General features: G+C 60.7%; 15 protein-coding genes and 1 pseudogene. 9 read left to right on the top strand and 7 right to left on the bottom strand.

The genetic code is table 11. From position 1 onward, the window contains the following. Nucleotides 1-186 precede the first annotated feature (186 nt). Both FIV35_RS08610 and FIV35_RS08605 read right to left on the bottom strand, forming a co-directional pair. A complete protein-coding gene (locus FIV35_RS08610) occupies nucleotides 187-762 on the bottom strand; it encodes an ANTAR domain-containing response regulator (RefSeq protein ID WP_034138952.1) in 576 nt (191 codons plus the stop codon). 13 nt (nucleotides 763-775) lie between these two features. Further along, the gene (locus FIV35_RS08605) at nucleotides 776-2,002 is read right to left on the bottom strand and encodes a CmpA/NrtA family ABC transporter substrate-binding protein (protein ID WP_034138951.1); all 1,227 of its coding nucleotides are present in this window, start codon (nucleotides 2,000-2,002) and stop codon (nucleotides 776-778) included. A 271-nt stretch (nucleotides 2,003-2,273) separates the two neighbouring features. Here FIV35_RS08605 and sctC point away from each other — a divergent pair, with 271 nt between their 5' ends. The 5 genes from sctC (at nucleotide 2,274) to FIV35_RS08580 (ending at nucleotide 6,065) form a co-directional block, all read left to right on the top strand. Continuing rightward, on the top strand, nucleotides 2,274-3,716 hold the full coding sequence (gene sctC / locus FIV35_RS08600) for a type III secretion system outer membrane ring subunit SctC (protein ID WP_034139008.1): 1,443 nt from the start codon (nucleotides 2,274-2,276) through the stop codon (nucleotides 3,714-3,716). A 12-nt stretch (nucleotides 3,717-3,728) separates the two neighbouring features. Beyond that, entirely contained in the window at nucleotides 3,729-3,956 is a 228-nt protein-coding gene (locus FIV35_RS08595; protein ID WP_034138950.1) for a FliM/FliN family flagellar motor switch protein, read from the top strand. Between the two features lie 152 nt (nucleotides 3,957-4,108). Further along, the gene (locus FIV35_RS08590; protein WP_034138949.1) at nucleotides 4,109-4,498 is read left to right on the top strand and encodes a winged helix-turn-helix domain-containing protein; all 390 of its coding nucleotides are present in this window, start codon (nucleotides 4,109-4,111) and stop codon (nucleotides 4,496-4,498) included. Further along, a complete protein-coding gene (locus FIV35_RS08585) occupies nucleotides 4,491-4,949 on the top strand; it encodes a transglycosylase SLT domain-containing protein (RefSeq protein ID WP_034138948.1) in 459 nt (152 codons plus the stop codon). The genes FIV35_RS08590 and FIV35_RS08585 overlap by 8 nt, the downstream gene beginning before the upstream one ends. Nucleotides 4,950-5,036: 87 nt before the next feature. After that, on the top strand, nucleotides 5,037-6,065 hold the full coding sequence (locus tag FIV35_RS08580; protein WP_034138947.1) for a quinone-dependent dihydroorotate dehydrogenase: 1,029 nt from the start codon (nucleotides 5,037-5,039) through the stop codon (nucleotides 6,063-6,065). 123 nt (nucleotides 6,066-6,188) lie between these two features. On the opposite strand, the gene rmf is transcribed toward FIV35_RS08580, so the two are convergent. Continuing rightward, nucleotides 6,189-6,404: a ribosome modulation factor gene (gene rmf / locus FIV35_RS08575; RefSeq protein WP_002553055.1), complete on the bottom strand. Its 216-nt coding sequence runs from the start codon at nucleotides 6,402-6,404 to the stop codon at nucleotides 6,189-6,191. Between the two features lie 531 nt (nucleotides 6,405-6,935). Between rmf and rlmKL the strand changes: the two genes are divergently transcribed. Together rlmKL and FIV35_RS08565 are read left to right on the top strand one after the other, a co-directional pair. Beyond that, a complete protein-coding gene (gene rlmKL, locus FIV35_RS08570) occupies nucleotides 6,936-9,200 on the top strand; it encodes a bifunctional 23S rRNA (guanine(2069)-N(7))-methyltransferase RlmK/23S rRNA (guanine(2445)-N(2))-methyltransferase RlmL (RefSeq protein WP_034138946.1) in 2,265 nt (754 codons plus the stop codon). 138 nt (nucleotides 9,201-9,338) lie between these two features. Continuing rightward, nucleotides 9,339-11,726, top strand: a pseudogene (locus tag FIV35_RS08565) (sensor domain-containing diguanylate cyclase). A gap of 102 nt (nucleotides 11,727-11,828) precedes the next feature. On the opposite strand, the gene dacB reads toward FIV35_RS08565, so the two are convergent. Next, the gene (gene dacB / locus FIV35_RS08560; protein WP_034138945.1) at nucleotides 11,829-13,289 is read right to left on the bottom strand and encodes a D-alanyl-D-alanine carboxypeptidase/D-alanyl-D-alanine endopeptidase; all 1,461 of its coding nucleotides are present in this window, start codon (nucleotides 13,287-13,289) and stop codon (nucleotides 11,829-11,831) included. Between the two features lie 238 nt (nucleotides 13,290-13,527). On the opposite strand from dacB, the gene FIV35_RS08555 reads away from it, so the two are divergent. After that, nucleotides 13,528-13,872, top strand: a complete 345-nt coding sequence (locus FIV35_RS08555; protein WP_034099703.1) for a YggL 50S ribosome-binding family protein — start codon at nucleotides 13,528-13,530, stop codon at nucleotides 13,870-13,872. Nucleotides 13,873-13,926: 54 nt separating this feature from the next. Here FIV35_RS08555 and FIV35_RS08550 read toward each other — a convergent pair whose 3' ends face one another. Further along, nucleotides 13,927-15,117, bottom strand: a complete 1,191-nt coding sequence (locus FIV35_RS08550; RefSeq protein WP_034138944.1) for a benzoate/H(+) symporter BenE family transporter — start codon at nucleotides 15,115-15,117, stop codon at nucleotides 13,927-13,929. Nucleotides 15,118-15,361: 244 nt separating this feature from the next. On the opposite strand from FIV35_RS08550, the gene FIV35_RS08545 reads away from it, so the two are divergent. Further along, nucleotides 15,362-16,126, top strand: a complete 765-nt coding sequence (locus FIV35_RS08545) for a GntR family transcriptional regulator (RefSeq protein WP_015885332.1) — start codon at nucleotides 15,362-15,364, stop codon at nucleotides 16,124-16,126. A 138-nt stretch (nucleotides 16,127-16,264) separates the two neighbouring features. On the opposite strand, the gene guaD is transcribed toward FIV35_RS08545, so the two are convergent. Together guaD and xdhC are read right to left on the bottom strand one after the other, a co-directional pair. Then, nucleotides 16,265-17,569 (bottom strand): guanine deaminase, encoded by a 1,305-nt coding sequence (guaD, locus tag FIV35_RS08540; RefSeq protein ID WP_034138943.1) that lies wholly within the window; start codon nucleotides 17,567-17,569, stop codon nucleotides 16,265-16,267. A 7-nt stretch (nucleotides 17,570-17,576) separates the two neighbouring features. Beyond that, a complete protein-coding gene (gene xdhC, locus FIV35_RS08535; RefSeq protein WP_034138942.1) occupies nucleotides 17,577-18,419 on the bottom strand; it encodes a xanthine dehydrogenase accessory protein XdhC in 843 nt (280 codons plus the stop codon). Nucleotides 18,420-18,514 lie beyond the last annotated feature (95 nt).

The raw sequence follows: 18,514 nt of genomic DNA, 5'->3' as shown, positions 1-18,514 counted from the left end.
GTCTTGTAAGAAGGCCTGGTGATGGAACAGCCACTACGGCCGCCCCACCGGCCCCACACAGGGGCCAAAACGAAAAAACGCCGCCACCGGGTTCGCGAGGGCAAACCGGATGTGCGACGTCTTTGTCGTGGAGGGGCAACCGCCGTTGGTTACCTGTGATGATTCATTAGCAAGAGCTGAGCCAAATCAACCGAGCAGCTCACTCATGGCGATGATCTGCTCCGCCACCTGGATCAATTTCTGCTGGCGGCTCATGGCTTGGCGGCGCATCAAGGTGTAGGCCTCTTCTTCATTGCAGTCCTTCATTTTCATCAGCATGCCCTTGGCCAACTCGATGCGTTTACGCTCCGCCAACTGTTGGTCTCGCGCCTGCAACTGCGCGCGCAAGGCCTGATCGCTCTCGAAGCGGGCCATGGCCACATCGAGGATCGGCTGCAGACGCTGGGCCTGGATGCCTTCCACGATATAGGCGCTGACCCCGGACTTGATGGCCTGGCGCATCACATTCGGGTCATGTTCATCGGTGAACATCACAATGGGGCGTGGCTGGTCGCGACTGACCAGCACCACTTGCTCCATCACATCGCGGCCCGGTGACTCGGTATCGATCAGAATCACGTCCGGACGCACCGTTTCGACGCGTGCTGGCAGGTCGATGGTCAGGCCGGACTCGTCGATCACCTCGAAACCGGCTTCGATCAGCGCCGTGCGCAAGCGCCCGACCTTGCGGGGGGTGTCATTGATCAACAGGATTCGCAGCATGGCAGTTCTCCTGTCAGCGCAAGGCTTGGCGGTTGGCGTGATCGGCCAGCGCATGCAAGCGGAAGCTGCGGGCGTAGCCGCTCGGGTCCGAGCCGTCCCAGACTTTGCCGTCGATCAACTGGCTGCTGCGCAGGTCCTGGTCCCCGGCGTTGAGGCCCAAGGCGGTGGCGGCCTCGCGATACAGCGCCAGTTGCTGAACCTGGCGCGCCACGCCCAGGTAATCCGGGTCGTCGCGCAACAGGCCCCAGCGGCGAAACTGGGTCATGAACCACATGCCGTCGGAGAGGTACGGCAGGTTGACCTCGCCACCCGCAAAAAAACGCAGCGCGTGAGGGTCCTGCCAGTGGTTGCCCAAGCCGTCGTCATACGCCCCGAGTAAACGTGGCTCAATACAATCGAGCGGCGCGTCGAGGTATTCGCGGCCGCTGAGTAATTGCGCCGTGGAGCGCCGGTTTTCAATGCTCTGTTCAATGAAGCGGCTGGCTTCGAGGATGGCCATCACCAGTACCCGCGCCGTGTTGGGGTATTGCTCGACGAACGCCTGGGTACAGCCGAGGACTTTCTCGGGATGGTTTGGCCAGATCGCCTGGCTGGTCGCCAGGGTAAAGCCCTGATCTTGCGCGACCGCGTTGGCGCTCCAGGGCTCGCCCACGCAAAACCCGTCGATCCGGCCGGCTTGCAGATGCGCAAGCATTTGCGGGGGCGGCACCACCACACTGGCAACGTCCTGCAACGGATGAATGCCTTGGCTCGCCAGCCAGTAGTACAGCCACATCGCATGGGTGCCAGTGGGAAATGTCTGAGCGAAGGTCAGTTTTGTTCGGCTTTGGTGCACATGGCGATCCAGTGCCTCAGGAGTGACCACCCCTTGTTGTTGCAGACCACGGGAAAGATTGATGCTCTGACCGTTTTGGTTCAGGCCCATCAACACGGCCATGTCGGTGGGCGCCACGCCACCGATACCCAGGTGTACGGCGTAGATCAGCCCATACAGGCTGTGGGCGGCATCCAACTCCCCACTGACCAGCTTGTCACGCAGGTTGGCCCAGGAAGATTGACGCTTGAGATTCAGGGTAAGGCCGTAGGGTTGTGCGAAACCCTGGGTCGCCGCCACTACCAATGAGGCGCAATCGCTCAAGGCCATAAAGCCCAGGTCGAGAGTGCTCTTTTCCGGCGCATCGCTGCCGTTCACCCACGCCAGCGCGTTGCTTATCGGGCCGTTGCCCACCGAATCGTTCATCCGCACCTACCTTTTCATTCAAAAAAAGCGTCGCTCCCTCAGATGGCGATGCAAGGCCATTGCGGGTAACGACGCCTTTGTCCGTAAGCCCGTTCCGCCGTTGGTACGCGCTTTGATACAGAGTTCATAGCAAGGCACATGCCACGGGGTGAGCGTGAGGGGCAGCCGTTAAATTTCCATCAAGATTGAAAAGAGGCGGCCTCGCAGTATGGCCGCTTTCCTCTGCCAGCCCCCAGGAACTTCCACGGTGTACGCTGACTTCCTCGAACGCATGTCTCGCCGCCGCCTTCGCCGCTGGTGGCTGTGTGCCGCGCTGTGGCTGGCATGTGGAGTGGCCTGGGGCGAGACCTATCAGGCCCGGGAGGAGAGCCTGCATACCGTGTTCACCGCGCTGTCGGTACCCTTGGGTCTGCCGATCGTGGTGAGTCGCGAGGTGGCGCGCAAACGCGTCAGTGGTCTGTTTGATTTGACTGCGCCACAGCAGACCCTGGAAGAACTGGCACGGCAGCATGGCTTGATCTGGTACAGCGACGGCCAAGGGTTTTATCTCTATGACGCCAGCGAAGCGAAAAGCTCGGCGGTGTCGTTGCGGCATATTTCCATTGATCGGTTTCGCAGCCTCATGCGTCGCTCTGGGCTGCAGGAATCCCACTTTCCCCTGCGTGCCGACGGCGCGCGCACATTCTATGTGTTCGGCCCGCCGAGCTATGTCGACCGGGTGTTGCGCCTGGCGCAATTGATGGACCGCGAGCGCGCTGAACTGCGCGTGGGTGACCAGGCCTTTGGGGTGGTTCAGGTACTCAACACCCATGTGGCGGACCGTGAGTACGCGATAGGTGAGGGCAAGGTCAGGGTCTCGGGGATAGCGTCAATAATCGAAGCGGTGCTGGCCAGTGAGCACAAGGGGGTGCTGGCCGACAAAAGTCTTGCGGTCATCGCTTATCCGGACACCAACAGCCTGCTGATCAGAGGCAAACCTGCACAGGTGCGGTTTATCGAACAACTGGTGGCGGAACTGGATACGCCCAGGCGATCGATCGAAGTGTCGCTGTGGCTGGTCGACATGGGCCGCGATGAGCTGAAAAAACTCAACCTGGCCTGGGATGAAGATGCCAAAACCTCGACCACTCGTGTCATGGAGCCGCTGGAGGATAACCGCCTGATGGCGCAGATCGCTGCGCTGGAGCGCCGCCGTCGAGCAAAGGTGGTGACGCTGCCGGTGATTCTGACTCAGGAGAACGTGCCGGCGGTGTTTAACGACAACCATACCTTCTATGTGCCGGCCCGCGCGGATGACACCGCCGAGTGGAAGCCTGTGCATTACGCCACTCAGGTCAGTGTGCTGCCGCGTTTTGCCGAAGCGAACGAAATCGAGATGCTCCTGGATATTGAGGATGGTCGCCCCATGAGTGCCAAGGGGCGGCGCGATAAACCGGCAGGGGTCGGGCGGGTAGGGGTCAGCAGCGTGGTGCGCGTCTCCCAGGGCAAGCGCCTGTGGCTGGGCGCGTTCCCCCGTGACTCGCGCGAACAGAGCCGTAGCACGGTGCCCGCACGCTCGGCTGATGTCCGCCTGTTTGTGATTCAGGCCCGCGCTGCTGCAGCAGAGGCGAAAGGCGCGGCCGCAGGCAGCGGGCCGCCTCCATTGACCGCGGCGCAATACGAGCGTGTGCAACGTGCGTTCGTGCGGCCAAATCGCGACGGATCCCGTGAATAAAGGCATTGACCCATGCATTTGGAAATTCTTCTGCAGGAACAACTGATCAGCCGCAAGCGTCTGGCCGCTTTTGCGCCAGGGAAGGTGTTGCCGTTGGCGCCAGCGGTCATTCACTGCGTGGAAGTTCGGGTCAACGGCCAACTGCTGGCCTTGGGCGAGTTGGTGCAACTGGAGGACCGCTTGGGGGTTGAGCTGCATGAGGTTTATCAAGAGTGGGCCCCACGTGCGTTCACGTTGTGAAACGCCCTACGCAGTGATCCCAAAAAACGCAGGATCTCTGAGCTTTTTCCTAGGGTGGGTTGTCAGGCGGGTTTTTATAGTCGTCGCGTGGGCGCAAGCGCCAGTCAAGGAAATAAGGACTTCAATGTCAGTTGTCGGATACCGAGGTAGATATGGGCGTCGTGAATGATGAATTGACGACGGTTTCCCTGGCTTTTGCCTGTTGGACCTTGCATGGCGATGGGCGCTTGACCGGTGAGGGCGCCGATATTCAATTGCCGCCCAAGGAGTGGCATGTCTTGCGATTGCTGCTGGTGTCGGGTGGTGCGCTGATGACTAAGGATCGCTTGCTGGAGCTGGTTTGGCCCCAAGGCGAGGTCGCCGAAGAATCCCTGACACGGTGCATCTACTCGCTGCGCAAACATTTGGGCGCCGACAAGGGGTTTATCAAGACGATCTACGGCAGGGGCTATCGCTTTAACTGTCCGGTCAAGGTGCGCCGAGACGGGCACACTCAAGGGGGGCAAGTGTGTTCTGCCTGCGGTCAGGTCCGACATGGATAAGCGTTGGAGCAAGGCGCTGCTCTTTGGTTGGTTGATGAGCGCGCATCCGGCGTTGGCCTACTGCTGGGAGGAAATTGCCGGTCGTTACGACATTGAACCGGAGTTATTGCAAGCCATCGCCGCGGTGGAGTCGGGCTATCGAGCTGACGCGGTAAACACCGCCAACAGCAACGGCACCCGAGACATCGGCCTGATGCAGATCAACAGCATGCATTTGCCGCGCCTGCTCAAGTTGGGGATTACCGAGGAGCGTTTGTTGAACGAGCCGTGCCTGTCGGTGGAGGTTGGCGCGTCGATACTCGCCGAGTTTATCCAGCGCTTCGGCTACAACTGGACTGCAGTGGGCGCCTACAACGTGGGGCCGGGTTCTGGGCCGGAGCGCGATGTACTGCGCCAGCGCTATGCCGAAAAAATCTGGGCGCGTTATGAGGCCCTGGTCATGCAGCGTTAGCGACGTTGGGCGGCACGCCTCGCCTGCGCGCGGTTACCCCGGCTATAATCGCCGCCACCTTCGTCGCCATCCGAGTCTAGCCCGCCCATGTATACCCTGGCCCGCCAGCTGTTGTTCAAACTCTCCCCGGAAACCTCCCACGATCTGTCCCTGGACCTGATCGGTGCCGGTGGCCGCCTGGGACTCAATGGTCTGGTGTGCAAGGCGCCGGCAAAAATGCCGGTATCGGTGATGGGGCTGGACTTCCCGAACCCGGTCGGGCTGGCTGCCGGCCTGGACAAGAACGGTGCGGCCATTGATGGTTTCGCGCAATTGGGCTTTGGCTTTGTTGAGATCGGCACCGTGACGCCGCGACCGCAGCCGGGCAACCCCAAGCCTCGCATCTTCCGCCTGCCGGAAGCCGAGGCGATCATCAATCGCATGGGCTTCAACAACCTGGGCGTCGATCACCTGCTGTCACGGGTCCAGGCCGCGAAGTACAGCGGCATTCTCGGCATCAATATTGGCAAGAATTTCGACACGCCGGTCGAGCGCGCGGTGGACGACTACTTGATCTGCCTGGACAAGGTCTATGCCCACGCCAGCTACGTCACCGTTAACGTCAGTTCGCCGAATACCCCAGGCCTGCGTAGCCTGCAGTTCGGTGATTCCCTCAAGCAATTGCTCGAAGCCCTGCGCCAGCGTCAGGAAGACCTGGCCGTTCGGCATGGCAAGCGCGTGCCGCTGGCGATCAAGATCGCCCCGGACATGAGCGACGAAGAAACCGTGCTGGTGGCCCAGGCCCTGGTGGATTCCGGAATGGACGCGGTGATTGCCACCAATACCACTTTGAGTCGTGCCGGCGTCGAAGGTCTGGCCCATGGTGACGAGGCGGGCGGTCTGTCGGGTGCGCCGGTCCGCGATAAAAGCACTCATATCGTCAAGGTGCTGGCCGCCGAGCTGGCGGGGCGCTTGCCGATCATCGCGGTGGGCGGCATCACTGAAGGCAAGCACGCGGCCGAGAAAATCGCCGCGGGTGCGAGCCTGGTGCAGTTGTACTCTGGCTTTATCTATAAAGGCCCGGCGTTGATTCGTGAGTCGGTGGATGCGATTGCCGCATTGCCCAGAAAGGCCTGAACGGCGCCCATAAAAAAGGGCTCCATCAAGGAGCCCCCTGGGCCGAAGCCCGCCGCCCGGATGGGGCGCGCATGGTAAGTCGTTACAGCTTCAAAGGTGGTGTGTCGGAATTAAGTGCCCTGATTAGCCGACGGCGTGAAGTTCGTTGAGTCTGTGGATTCCCGCAGTGCCTGTCATACCGTCCCAGTTGTCGCCGCGTCCTTCGCGCCAGCCGTTGATCCAGGCTTGGCGTACCGACGGTAGAGTAAATGGGCAAAGCTCACGGGATTTGCCATGAACGCCATATTGATATCCGCGTAAAAACGCTCTTTCCAACGGATCACGCTTAAGTCTTCTCATAGGGTGTTTCCCTCACTTGTTGACTGTCTTGATATCCTTCGGCCTCGTCTGAGGCCGGGCAGAGTTTTTCTGCCGTTGGTGGGCTCGCTGCCGGCGTGGCGAGCCGATGTGTTGGCGTCGTTACGGCGCCAACCTGTGGTGAGTTCTAACCAATAGGTCACATGGATTCAATGATCGTTTTGTCATAAGCACGTAACGATAACGATGCTATAGCCATAAGCTGGGATGGCTTTACGCCCCATTTGTCTGGCAAAGCCAGCTATGATGCACCCCGCATAGAGGAAAGGTTTAATCCTTAAGTAAGAATGTCCGTCTGTTGCAGTCGGTTATTATTCGACGAAGGGTCGGAATATTTCTTTTTGTTGCTACACATTTTTATCTGCCCCGTAAATAAAGGCCCAACGGCCTGGCAGCCGGGGTGGAACGGCACATTCGTGCCACGCGAGCACTCTTCAAGAAAAGTGCTTGATTGAAAACCGGACCGGCGATGCGTCGCCCGTTCACTTATTGCTGAAAAGCCTGGAATGCCCCATGTCGGACCGTTTTGAACTCTTCCTCACCTGCCCCAAGGGCCTCGAAGGCCTGCTGATCGAGGAAGCCGTCGGGCTTGGCCTTGAGGACGCGCGCGAGCACACTTCGGCCGTGCGCGGCATGGCCGACATGGAGACCGCTTACCGGCTGTGCCTCTGGTCGCGCCTGGCCAACCGCGTGCTGCTGGTGCTCAAGCGTTTCCCCATGAAGGACGCCGAAGACCTCTACCACGGCGTGCTGGATATCGACTGGGCCGACCACATGGTCCCTGACGGCACTCTGGCAGTGGAGTTCAGCGGTCACGGCTCCGGTATCGACAACACCCACTTCGGCGCGCTGAAGGTCAAGGATGCGATCGTCGACAAACTGCGCACTCCGACCGGCGAGCGCCCATCCATCGACAAGATCAATCCGGACTTGCGCATCCACCTGCGTCTGGACCGTGGCGAAGCCATCCTGTCCCTCGATCTCTCCGGTCATAGCCTGCACCAGCGCGGCTATCGCCTGCAGCAGGGCGCGGCGCCGCTGAAGGAAAACCTGGCGGCCGCGATCCTGATTCGCGCCGGTTGGCCGCGTATCGCCGCTGAAGGCGGTGCGCTGACCGACCCGATGTGCGGCGTGGGTACCTTCCTGGTGGAAGGCGCGATGATTGCGGCCGATATGGCGCCCAACCTCAACCGTGAACTGTGGGGCTTTACCACCTGGCTCGGGCACGTCCCGGCGCTGTGGAAAAAGCTGCACGCCGAGGCCACCGAGCGCGCCGCGATTGGCATGAACAAAACGCCGCTGTGGATTCGAGGTTACGAAGCCGACCCGCGCCTGATTCAACCCGCGCGCAACAACATTGAGCGCGCCGGTCTGAGCCATTGGATCAAGGTGTACCAAGGGGAGGTCGGGACCTTCGAGCCGCGCCCGGACCAGAACCAGAAAGGCCTGGTGATCTGCAACCCGCCTTACGGCGAGCGTCTGGGCGATGAAGCCAGCCTGTTGTACCTCTACCAGAACCTCGGCGAACGTCTGCGCCAAGCCTGCATGGGCTGGGAAGCCGCAGTGTTCACCGGTGCGCCCGACCTGGGCAAGCGCATGGGCATCCGCAGCCACAAGCAGTACTCGTTCTGGAACGGCGCCTTGCCGTGCAAATTGCTGCTGATCAAGGTCAACCCCGACCAGTTCGTCACCGGCGAGCGCCGTACCCCGGAACAGCGCCAGGCCGAACGCGAGCAGGCTGCATACGACCAGGCCCCGACCGAGCCGCAAGAACGCCAGTACAACAAGAACGGTAACCCGATCAAACCGGCCCCGGCTCCCGTGGTCGAGCAGGCGCGCTTGAGCGAAGGCGGGCAGATGTTCGCCAATCGCCTGCAAAAAAACCTCAAGCTGCTGGGCAAGTGGGCCAAGCGTGAGGGCGTGGATTGCTACCGTGTGTATGACGCCGATATGCCGGAATACTCCATGGCCATCGACCTGTACCACGACTGGGTGCATGTGCAGGAGTACGCCGCGCCCAAGTCCATCGACCCGGAAAAAGCTTCCGCGCGCATGTTCGATGCTCTGGCGGCTATTCCCCAGGCGCTGAACATCGACAAGAGCCGCGTGGTGGTCAAGCGTCGCGAGCGTCAGAGCGGTACTAAGCAGTACGAGCGTCAGAGCGCCCAGGGCAAGTTCACTGAGGTGAGCGAGGGCGGTGTGAAGCTGCTGGTCAACCTCACGGATTACCTGGACACCGGCCTCTTCCTCGACCACCGCCCGATGCGTATGCGCATTCAGAAAGAGGCGGCCGGCAAGCGTTTCCTCAATCTGTATTGCTACACCGCCACTGCCAGTGTGCACGCGGCCAAGGGCGGTGCGCGCAGCACTACAAGTGTCGATCTGTCCAAGACCTACCTGGACTGGGCGCGTCGCAACTTCTCCCTCAACGGTTTCTCCGACAAGAACCGCCTGGAGCAGGGCGATGTGATGGCGTGGCTGGAAGCCAGTCGCGATGAGTTCGACCTGATCTTCATCGACCCGCCGACCTTCTCCAACTCCAAGCGCATGGAAGGCATCTTCGACGTGCAGCGCGACCATGTGCAGTTGCTCGACCTGGCCATGGCCCGCCTGGCACCGGGCGGCGTGCTGTACTTCTCCAACAACTTCCGCAAGTTCCAGTTGGAAGACAATCTCAGCGAACGCTATGCAGTCGAGGAAATCAGCGACAAAACCATCGACCCGGATTTCGCGCGCAATGCGAAAATCCACCGCGCGTGGAAAATCACCGCTCGCTGATGGCTGCATAAAAAGCCGCAAGCCAGGATATTCCAGGCTTGCGGCTTTTTTGCGCTGGTCAAACTACTGGCCGATAGCTATAACTTAAGGCCAAGCCAAAGTGACACCCCCCGCACGCTGGCGTTGTGAGTGTTGCCTATGCCGTTGCAAGCCGTTCGCCCGAAAATCCTAGGCTTCATCAGTGAGCAGGCATCGGCTTGGCTGGTGGCATTGGTGGTGCTATTGGCCGGTTGTACCTTGACGGGTATCGTCGCCTGGGCCACTCACGATCTGTATCAGCAACAGGTGCGCCAGCGCTTTCAACTGCTGGTCAACGAGCGCTACACCCGTTTGCAGGAGCGCTTTGAAGATCAGGAACAACGCCTTAACAGCCTTCGGCGTTTTTTTGTCAATTCCTCCGATGTGTCCCGCGAAGAGTTCGATGGGTTTACCCAGCCATTGCTCCTGCGCGCCCGCGCATACGCCTGGGCGCCACGGGTGCTGCGTCAGCAGCGCAGCCAGTTTGAACAGCAAGTGTCCCGAGAAAGGGGCGTGGATTTCGTGATCCGTGAGTTGAACGCGGCGGGTGAACTGGTCCCCGCGCCGGGGCGCGATGAGTACGTGCCGGTGCTCTACAGCCAGACCCAGAGCCTGTTGGGTTCGCCCTTGGGCTTTGACCTATTGGCCCAGCCCTTGCGGCGTTCGGCGCTGGAGCGCGCGCATAAAAGCGGCAAGCTGGCGGTGTCTCAACCCATGCAGTTGGTGGGCGTGGAGCCGGCCTATGCAGCCGGCGTATTGCTGGTGGCCCCCGTGAGCCGAGAGGCGGGTACTGAACAGCCCTATGGCTACGTCATGGCGGTGATCAGCATGCGCCAGCTGATGGCCGACGGTTTGCCCAAGCCGGAGCGGGACAACCTGGTGATGCAGATTGTCGACACCTCGGACCAGCAACAACGTGTGCTCTATGAATCCAACAATGCCGTGGCCGACAGCCGCCTCGAGGGGGTACGGCGCCTGACACTGGGCGATCATGTCTATGCCTTGACCCTGCGCCCGAGCGAAATATTCGCGCGGGCCAATCATTCTTCGCTGGCCGCTATCCTGATCATGGGCAGCTTGCTCAGCCTGCTGCTGAGCATCTTGCTGTATATGCTGGTCAGCCAGCGCCAGCGTGCTTTGAAAATGGTCGAGCAGCGTACCCAGCAGTTGCGTCTGCGTGAGCAGGAATTGCGCGGTGCCCACGGCCAGTTGCGCAGTGTGCTGAACGCGGCCACTCAGGTTGCGATCATTGCCACTGACTTGCGCGGTGTGATCAACACGTTCAATGCCGGCGCTGAACAGATGCTCGGCTTCACCGCCGACCAAGTGGTGGGCAAGTTGACCCTAGAAAGTCTGCACCTGGCGACAGAACTGGAAATGCGTTCCGCCAAACTGGGCGTGACCATGGGCAAGCGCATTCCCGCCAGCCAGGCCATGTTGGTGGAAAGCCCCGACAGTTTGCACGAAGCCCGCGAGTGGACCTTGATCCGAAACGACGGCAGTCCGCTGAGCGTCACCATGCTGGCCACCGTCCTGCTGGATGACCACGGCCTTTGGGTCGGGCATCTGGCGATTTACCTGGATGTGACCGAGCAAAAGCGCGCCTACGAAGCTCTGGCCGTCCGCGACCGGCTGCTTAAAAAGCTCAGCGCCCATGTCCCCGGCGGGATCTTTCAGTTCACCCTGGAACCTCAGGATAACTGGCGCTTTATCTATGCCAGCGACGGCATGCGCGATATCTACGAAATCGAAACGGGGTTGTTGCAGCAGGATGCCAAGCGCGTGTTCGAGCGCATCCATCCGTTGGACGCAGAGCGGGTGCGCGCTTCGGTGCGCCTGTCCGCATTGCAACTGAGCCATTGGCGCGAAGAGTATCGCGTGCTGTTGCCGCAGCGCGGCCTGCGCTGGATTCGTGGCGAAGCAACCCCGGAAGAGTTACCCGGCGGCGGTACGTTGTGGCATGGGTATGTGTCGGATATTTCCGATCTCAAGCGGGTGGAAGAAGAGTTGCGTGCCTTATCCATCACCGACTCGCTGACCGGCATTTACAACCGGCGCTACTTTTAGGATCGCTTGCGCGCCGAAATTGCCAGGCTCAATCGAACCCAGGGGGCATTGTCGGTGATCATGTTGGATGTCGATCATTTCAAGCGCATTAACGACAAGCATGGCCACGCGGTAGGCGATGGGGTGTTGCAGGAGTTGTGCTCGCGCATCAGCCAGCGTCTGCGCCGCACCGATGTGTTCTGTCGTTTTGGGGGTGAAGAGTTCATGGTGTTGTGCCCCACCACCGATGCTGAACAGGCCTACAGCCTGGCGTTGGAATTGTGGCAGTCGTTGCGCAGTGCGCCGATGGACCCGGTGGGGATCGTCACCGCCAGCTTTGGCGTGGCCAGTTGGCGGGGCGATGAAGGCATCGATGGGTTGCTGCTACGCGCCGACTCGGCGGTGTACGTGGCCAAGCAGGCGGGCAGGGACCGGGTTGAGGCGCAGAGGGTTCAGGCTTGAAAGGCCGGTGGGATACTTAAAGGCTCACACATGACTCGGTGGTGAGCAGGACAAGCCTGCTCGCCACGATAAACCCCTTCCACAGGTGAACGACGGTGGGTGCTAGAGCACCGGTGCCGCCGCCGTCAGTTTTGGCTGGCGATACAGATCCAGCAGCACCTGGTCCAGTACCGACGACGCGCCCCATGGCTTCGGATCGTTGAGGATCGCCACCACGACCCACGAATTGCCGTTGTTGTCGCGGCTGAACCCGGCGATGGCGCGCACAGTGTTCAAGGTGCCGGTCTTGACGTGGGCTTCGCCGCGCATGGCGGTAGTCTTCAAGCGCTTACGCATGGTGCCGTCGGTGCCGGCGATGGGCATCGAGCTGATGTACTCCGCCGCGTAAGGGCTTCTCCACGCGGCTTGGAGCATGGCTGCCATCTCACGGGCGCTGACCCGTTCGGCGCGGGACAGGCCGGAGCCGTTCTCCATCACCAAGTGCGGCGCGGTGATGCCTTTTTTCGCCAGCCACTGACGCACCACGCGCTGCGCGGCCTTGGCATCGTCGCCGTCGGCATCGTTTCTGAATTGTGCGCCCAGGCTCAGGAACAACTGCTGGGCCATGGTGTTGTTACTGTATTTGTTGATGTCGCGGATGATTTCCGCCAGGTCCGGCGAGAATGCGCGCGCCAGGACCTTGGCATTCTTGGGCACCGGCGCCTGGATGTCGCGGCCCTGGATGCTGCCGCCCAGTTCCTTCCAGATCGCCCGCACCGCGCCGGCGGTGTAGGTGGCGTGGTCGAGCAGCGACAGGTACGTCTGTGAACTGCAGCCGTCGGCCAGTTGCCCGCTGACGGTCACCGTCACGCTGCCATCGGCGGCGGTCACCGGGTTGTAGCGCACATCGCCGGTGCATTGCTTGGCGTTGGAGACCTTGACCTGATTGTCGATACGAATGCTGGCAATCGGTGGCTCTACCGAAACGAGCACCCGTCCGCCATCGTTGCGCGTGACGAAACGCAGGGCCTTGAGGTTGACCAGCAGCGCATCGGGCTTGACCAGGAACGGCTTGTTCTCGTCATTGCCATCGTCGTTGAATTCCGGCAATTGCGGTGGGATGAAGAAGCCGCGATCCAGCACCAGGTCGCCGGTGACTTGCTGCACGCCGTTGGCGCGCAGATCGCGCATCAGCAGCCACAGCTTTTCCATGTTCAGCTTGGGGTCGCCGCCGCCCTTGAGGTACAGGTTGCCATGCAGCACGCCACCGTTGAGGGTGCCGTCGGTATAGAACTCGGTTTTCCACTGGTGGTTGGGGCCGAGCATTTCCAGGGCCGCATAGGTGGTGACCAGTTTCATGGTGGAGGCCGGGTTCACCGAAACGTCGGCGTTGAATACGGTGGGCGTGCCGGGGCCGTTGAGCGGCAGCATAACCAGGGACAACGCAGTATTTTGCAGTTTGGCTTTTTGCAGGGCCTGCGCGACGTTGGGCGGCAGGGTGGTGTTGATCGGAGCGGCGGTGACGGAAAAGGCCAGTGGCAGAAGAAACCCGGCAAGTAACAATGGACGCAAAGATTTGATCATAAAGAATAAGACCCTACTGCTGAGGAGGGTGAAAAAGGCGAGGGGTAAATAGGAAAAATCCCTCAATGGTCAAGAAAGTGTCGGCATTATGCCCCAAGGCACAGATACTTGTAGCTGAACGATAGCTGCTAATCCGCGTTTTTTTTCCAGGCAAAACGCCGCCTGTCCCAGAGAGTCGGGCAATCGCCGCCTTAAGCTGCTAAAGTGCCGGCCGTTATTACTTAAGAGGACTGTTCCAATGGCGACTAACCGTTCCCGGCGTCTGCGCAAAAAACTGTGCGTTGATGAATTTCAAGAGCTGGGTTTCGAACTGAACCTGGACTTCAAAGAAGGTTTGGACGATGAAGCGGTTGACGCTTTCCTCGAAGCATTCCTGACTGAAGCGATGGACGGCAATGGCCTGGACTACGTAGGCGGCGACGACTTCGGTCTGGTGTGCTCGGCCAAACGCGGTTCGGTCAGCGAAGAGCAGCGTGCAACCGTCGAGGCGTGGCTCAAGGCCCGCCCAGAGCTGACTCGCGTTGAAGTGAGCCCGCTGTTGGACGCATGGCACCCAGAGACGCCGATCAACCCGGTAGCCTGATGTGCTGAAACAGCGACCCGCCCGGGTCGCTGTTTCGTTTGGGGCTTTGAAAACTCAGGCCTTGCGCCCATTCAGAATCAACAGCGTCAACACCCCCGCCACGATCCCCCAGAACGCCGAGCCGATGGAAAACAACGTCAAGCCTGACGCGGTGACCATAAAGGTGATCAGCGCCGCTTCCCGTTCCTTGGGTTCATTCATGGCAATGCTCAAGCCGTTGATGATCGAGCCAAATAACGCCAACGCCGCAATCGACAGCACCAGTTCCTTGGGCAAGGCTGCGAACAATGCCGCCAGTGTCGCGCCGAACACCCCGGCAATGCCGTAGAACACACCGCACCAAACCGCTGCTGTGTACCGTTTGTTACGGTCTTCGTGGGCGTGGGGGCCGGTGCAGATGGCCGCGCTGATCGCTGCCAGGTTGATGCCGTGGGAGCCGAACGGTGACAGCACCAACGAGGCCAGGCCGGTGGCGGTGATCAGCGGCGAGGCCGGCACGTTATAGCCATCGGCGCGTAACACCGCCACGCCCGGCATGTTCTGCGAGGTCATCGCCACCACGAACAGCGGAATGCCGATGCTGATGGTGGCTGCCAGCGAGAAGTGCGGGGTGGTCCACACCGGCGTGGCGACTTCCAGATGAAACCCGCTGAAATCCAGCAACCCCATCGCGCCCGACAACAGGGTGCCGATGATCAGCGCGGCAAGCACGGCATAGCGCGGCGACATGCGCTTGATGATCAGGTAGGTGAAGAACATCCCCAGCACCAGGCCGGTGCGATGCTGCGCCGCGACGAAAATCTCACTGCCGATCTTGAATAGAATGCCAGCCAGTAACGCGGCCGCCAGCGACGCCGGAATGCGCTTGACCAGTTTTTCAAAGCTGCCGGTCAGCCCGCACAGCGTCACCAGCACCGCGCAGGTGATATAGGCGCCGATGGCTTCGCCGTAGGTGACACCGCCCAGGCTGGTGATCAACAGCGCCGCGCCGGGGGTGGACCAGGCGATGGTGATCGGCGTGCGGTAACGCAGGGACAAGCCAATGCTGCACACCGCCATGCCGATGGAAATCGCCCAAATCCATGAGGAGATCTGCGCCGTGGTCAAGCCCGCGGCTTGTCCGGCTTGGAACATCAGCACCAAGGAGCTGGTGTAGCCGGTCATCATGGCAATAAAGCCGGCGACAACCGCCGAATGGGAAGTGTCGGCCAGTGGGCGCAGGGGCGCTTGGGTGGCGTCAGTCATGAACGCTGTTCCTTTTTACCTGGGGTTAGCCGGTGAAGGCGCAGATTCAAGCCTAAACTCAAACGTAACGACGCATTGCAATACAGCCGAGGGCGCAAACAGCCGTACAGTGTGTTGGCCCATTGGGTTGTGTACAATGTGCGCTGTTTTTAGCGGATACTTGCCAGCGACCCGCTGTTGCCGTATTACCGTAAAGTCGCCGTATCACCGATAATTCGCCGCCGTTCTCCAAACCCGAGTGCCCATGAACGAACAGTTGCAACCTCTCAAGAAACAACCGCGAGCCGGCAAGGCCGGTCGCAGCGGAACCCAGGACGATATTGTCTATGCGCATATCTTCGAGGCCATCCTTGAACAACGCCTGGCGCCCGGAACCAAGTTGAGTGAAGAGGCACTGGGGGAAATCTTCGGCGTGAGCCGCACCATCATTCGTCGCGCCCTGTCGCGCCTGGCCCATGAAGGCGTGGTATTACTGCGGCCCAATCGCGGCGCGGTGGTGGCCAGCCCGAGCGTCGAAGAAGCGCGTCAGGTGTTCCTGGCCCGTCGCCTGGTAGAGCGGGCGATCACCGAGCTGGCGGTGCAGCACGCCACTGCCGAGCAACTGGCCGAGTTGCGCCAGATGGTCAACGACGAGCGCGACAGTTTTTCCCGTGGCGATCGCGGTGCCGGTATCCGCCTTTCCGGCGAATTCCACCTCAAGCTGGCCGAAGCGGCAAAGAATGCACCGCTGATCAGCTTCCAGCGCAGCCTGGTGTCCCAGACCTCATTGATCATCGCTCAGTACGAAAGCGGTAACCGCTCCCACTGTTCCTACGATGAGCACACCCAGTTGATCGATGCCATCGAAGCTCGCGACGCGGCGTTGGCGGTGAACCTGATGATGCATCACATGGATCACATCGACAGCAAGCTCAACCTCGATGAAGAGAGCGCGTCGGATGATCTGCATGCGGTGTTCTCGCATCTGTTGCAGACCAAGAAGCCTGGGCGTTCCTCGATAAAGCTGTAATTTTCCTGCTTTGCCAAGGACAAAATGTGGGAGGGGGCTTGCCCCCGATAGCAGTGGAACAGTCACCTCATGCAGTAACTGACACTCTGTTATCGGGGGCAAGCCCCCTCCCACATTGGTTTTGTGCTGGTGCCAAGATCAGCGCTGGTGCACCCGTTGGCCGGCGGCATAGGTCTGCAGCACGGTGCGGTCATCTCCCAGAGTCATCAATACAAACAACGTTTCGTCGATGCTGTTCGACTGCTTCAGGCGGTAGCTGAGCAGCGGTGTGGCGTTGTAGTCCAGCACCAGGAAGTCCGCATCCGTGCCCGGTTGCAATGTGCCGATCTTGTCTTCCAGGCGTAGCGCCCGCGCGCCGCCCAGGGTCGCCAGGTACAGCGATTTGAACGGGCTCAACCGCGCGCCTTGCAACTGCATGACTTTGTAGGCTTCGTTCAAGGTTTGCAGCAGCGAGAAACTGGTGCCGCCGCCCACATCGGTGCCCAGGCCAACGTTCAGTTTGTGCTTCTCGGCCATCGGCAAGTTGAACAGGCCGCTGCCCAGGAACAGGTTCGAGGTCGGGCAGAAGGCGACCGCCGAGCCGGTTTGCGCCAAGCGCGCGCATTCGTCGTCGCACAGGTGCACGCCGTGGGCAAACACCGAGCGCTCGCCCAGCAGCTTGTAATGGTCATACACGTCCAGGTAGCCGCTGCGCTCCGGGAACAATGCCTTCACCCACTGCACTTCCTGCAGGTTCTCGCTGATGTGGGTCTGCATATACAGATCCGGATATTCCCCCAGCAGCTGCCCGGCCAGTGTCAATTGCTCCGGCGTGCTGGTGGGTGCGAAGCGTGGCGTGACCGCATAGTGCAGCCGGCCTTTGCCATGCCAGCGCTCGATCAACATCTTACTGTCCTGATAACTGGACTCGGGCGTGTCGGTCAGATAGTCCGGCGCGTTGCGGTCCATCATCACCTTGCCTGCGATCATGCGCAGGTCGAGTTTCTGCGCCGCTTCGAAAAACGCGTTCACCGATTGCGGGTGCACACTGCCGAACACCAATGCGGTGGTGGTGCCGTTGCGCAGTAGTTCCTTGATGAAAATATCCGCCACTTGCTCGGCATGGGCCTTGTCGGCGAACTGGCTTTCGCAGGGGAAGGTGTACGTGTTGAGCCAATCCAGCAACTGTTCGCCATAAGCGCCGACCATTCCGGTTTGCGGCAGGTGGATATGGGTGTCGATCAGGCCGGGGGTGATCAGCGCGTCCTGGTAGTGGGTCACGTCAATATCGGCCGGCAGTGTCGGCAGCAATTCGCTGGCGTGCCCGAGGGCGCTGATCTGGCCGTTATCAATCACCAGCAGGCCGTCTTCAAAATACTCATAGGACGCTTCGATGCCCACCTCGGCGGGGTCGGCAATGCTGTGCAGGATGGCGGCGCGGTAGGCTTTGCGGGTCAAAGGCATGGTCTTCTCAATGGGTCGCTTGGCTGCGGCGTGACACCGGCAGCAGTTTGGCAATCGGTTCGGCGCCGGCGTTGTGCTGGCCGAAATTGGCGTTGTAAGTGGCGATGATTTCGCCGGCGATGGAGATGGCGATCTCCACCGGTAATTTGCCCTTCACCTCGGTGAGGCCCATGGGGCAGCGCATGCGTTGCAATTGGGCGGCGTCGAAGCCGCGATCGCGCAGGCGGTGTTCGAACTTGACGCGTTTGGTCTGCGAGCCGATCAGGCCGAAGTAGGCGAAATCGTTGCGTTTGAGCAACGCGGCGCTCAGTTCCAGGTCGAGTGCGTGATTGTGGGTCATGACGATGCAGTAGCTGCCCACCGGTAAGTCGGCGATTTCGTCGACCGGTTCTTCGCTGACGATTTTACGCACGCCCTCGGGGATCTGTTGCGGAAACTCCTGCTCGCGCGAATCGATCCAGCGCACCCGGCACGGCAGGCTCGCCAGCAACGGCACCAGGGCGCGTCCCACATGGCCGGCGCCGAATACCGCAATCTGCGCCTGCACCTGGCCCATGGGTTCGAACAGCAGCACGGTGACGCCGCCGCAGCACTGGCCCAAGCTCGCGCCCAGGCTGAAGCGCTCCAGATGGGTGTTTTGCTGGCCACGGGCGAGCATCTCGCGGGCGATCTGCATCGCTTTGTATTCCAGGTGCCCACCGCCGATGGTGTCGAAGGTCTGCGATGCACTGATGACCATCTTGGAACCGGCATTGCGTGGCGTGGAGCCGAGTTCTTCGATGATGGTCACCAGGACGCAAGGCTCGCCCTGGTTCTGCAGGTCGGCGAGGGCGCTGATCCAGTTGTTCATAGTCACCTCATAGTGGTGTCTGTCAGGCCGCTATCGGGGGCAAGCCCCCTCCCACATTTGAAAGCATTCGCAGATCACTATGTGGGAGGGGGCTT

The sequence above is a fragment of the Pseudomonas rhodesiae genome (assembly GCF_007858255.1).
GTDB classification, from domain to species: domain Bacteria; phylum Pseudomonadota; class Gammaproteobacteria; order Pseudomonadales; family Pseudomonadaceae; genus Aquipseudomonas; species Aquipseudomonas rhodesiae.
This window is presented reverse-complemented; position numbering and strand designations above follow the sequence as displayed.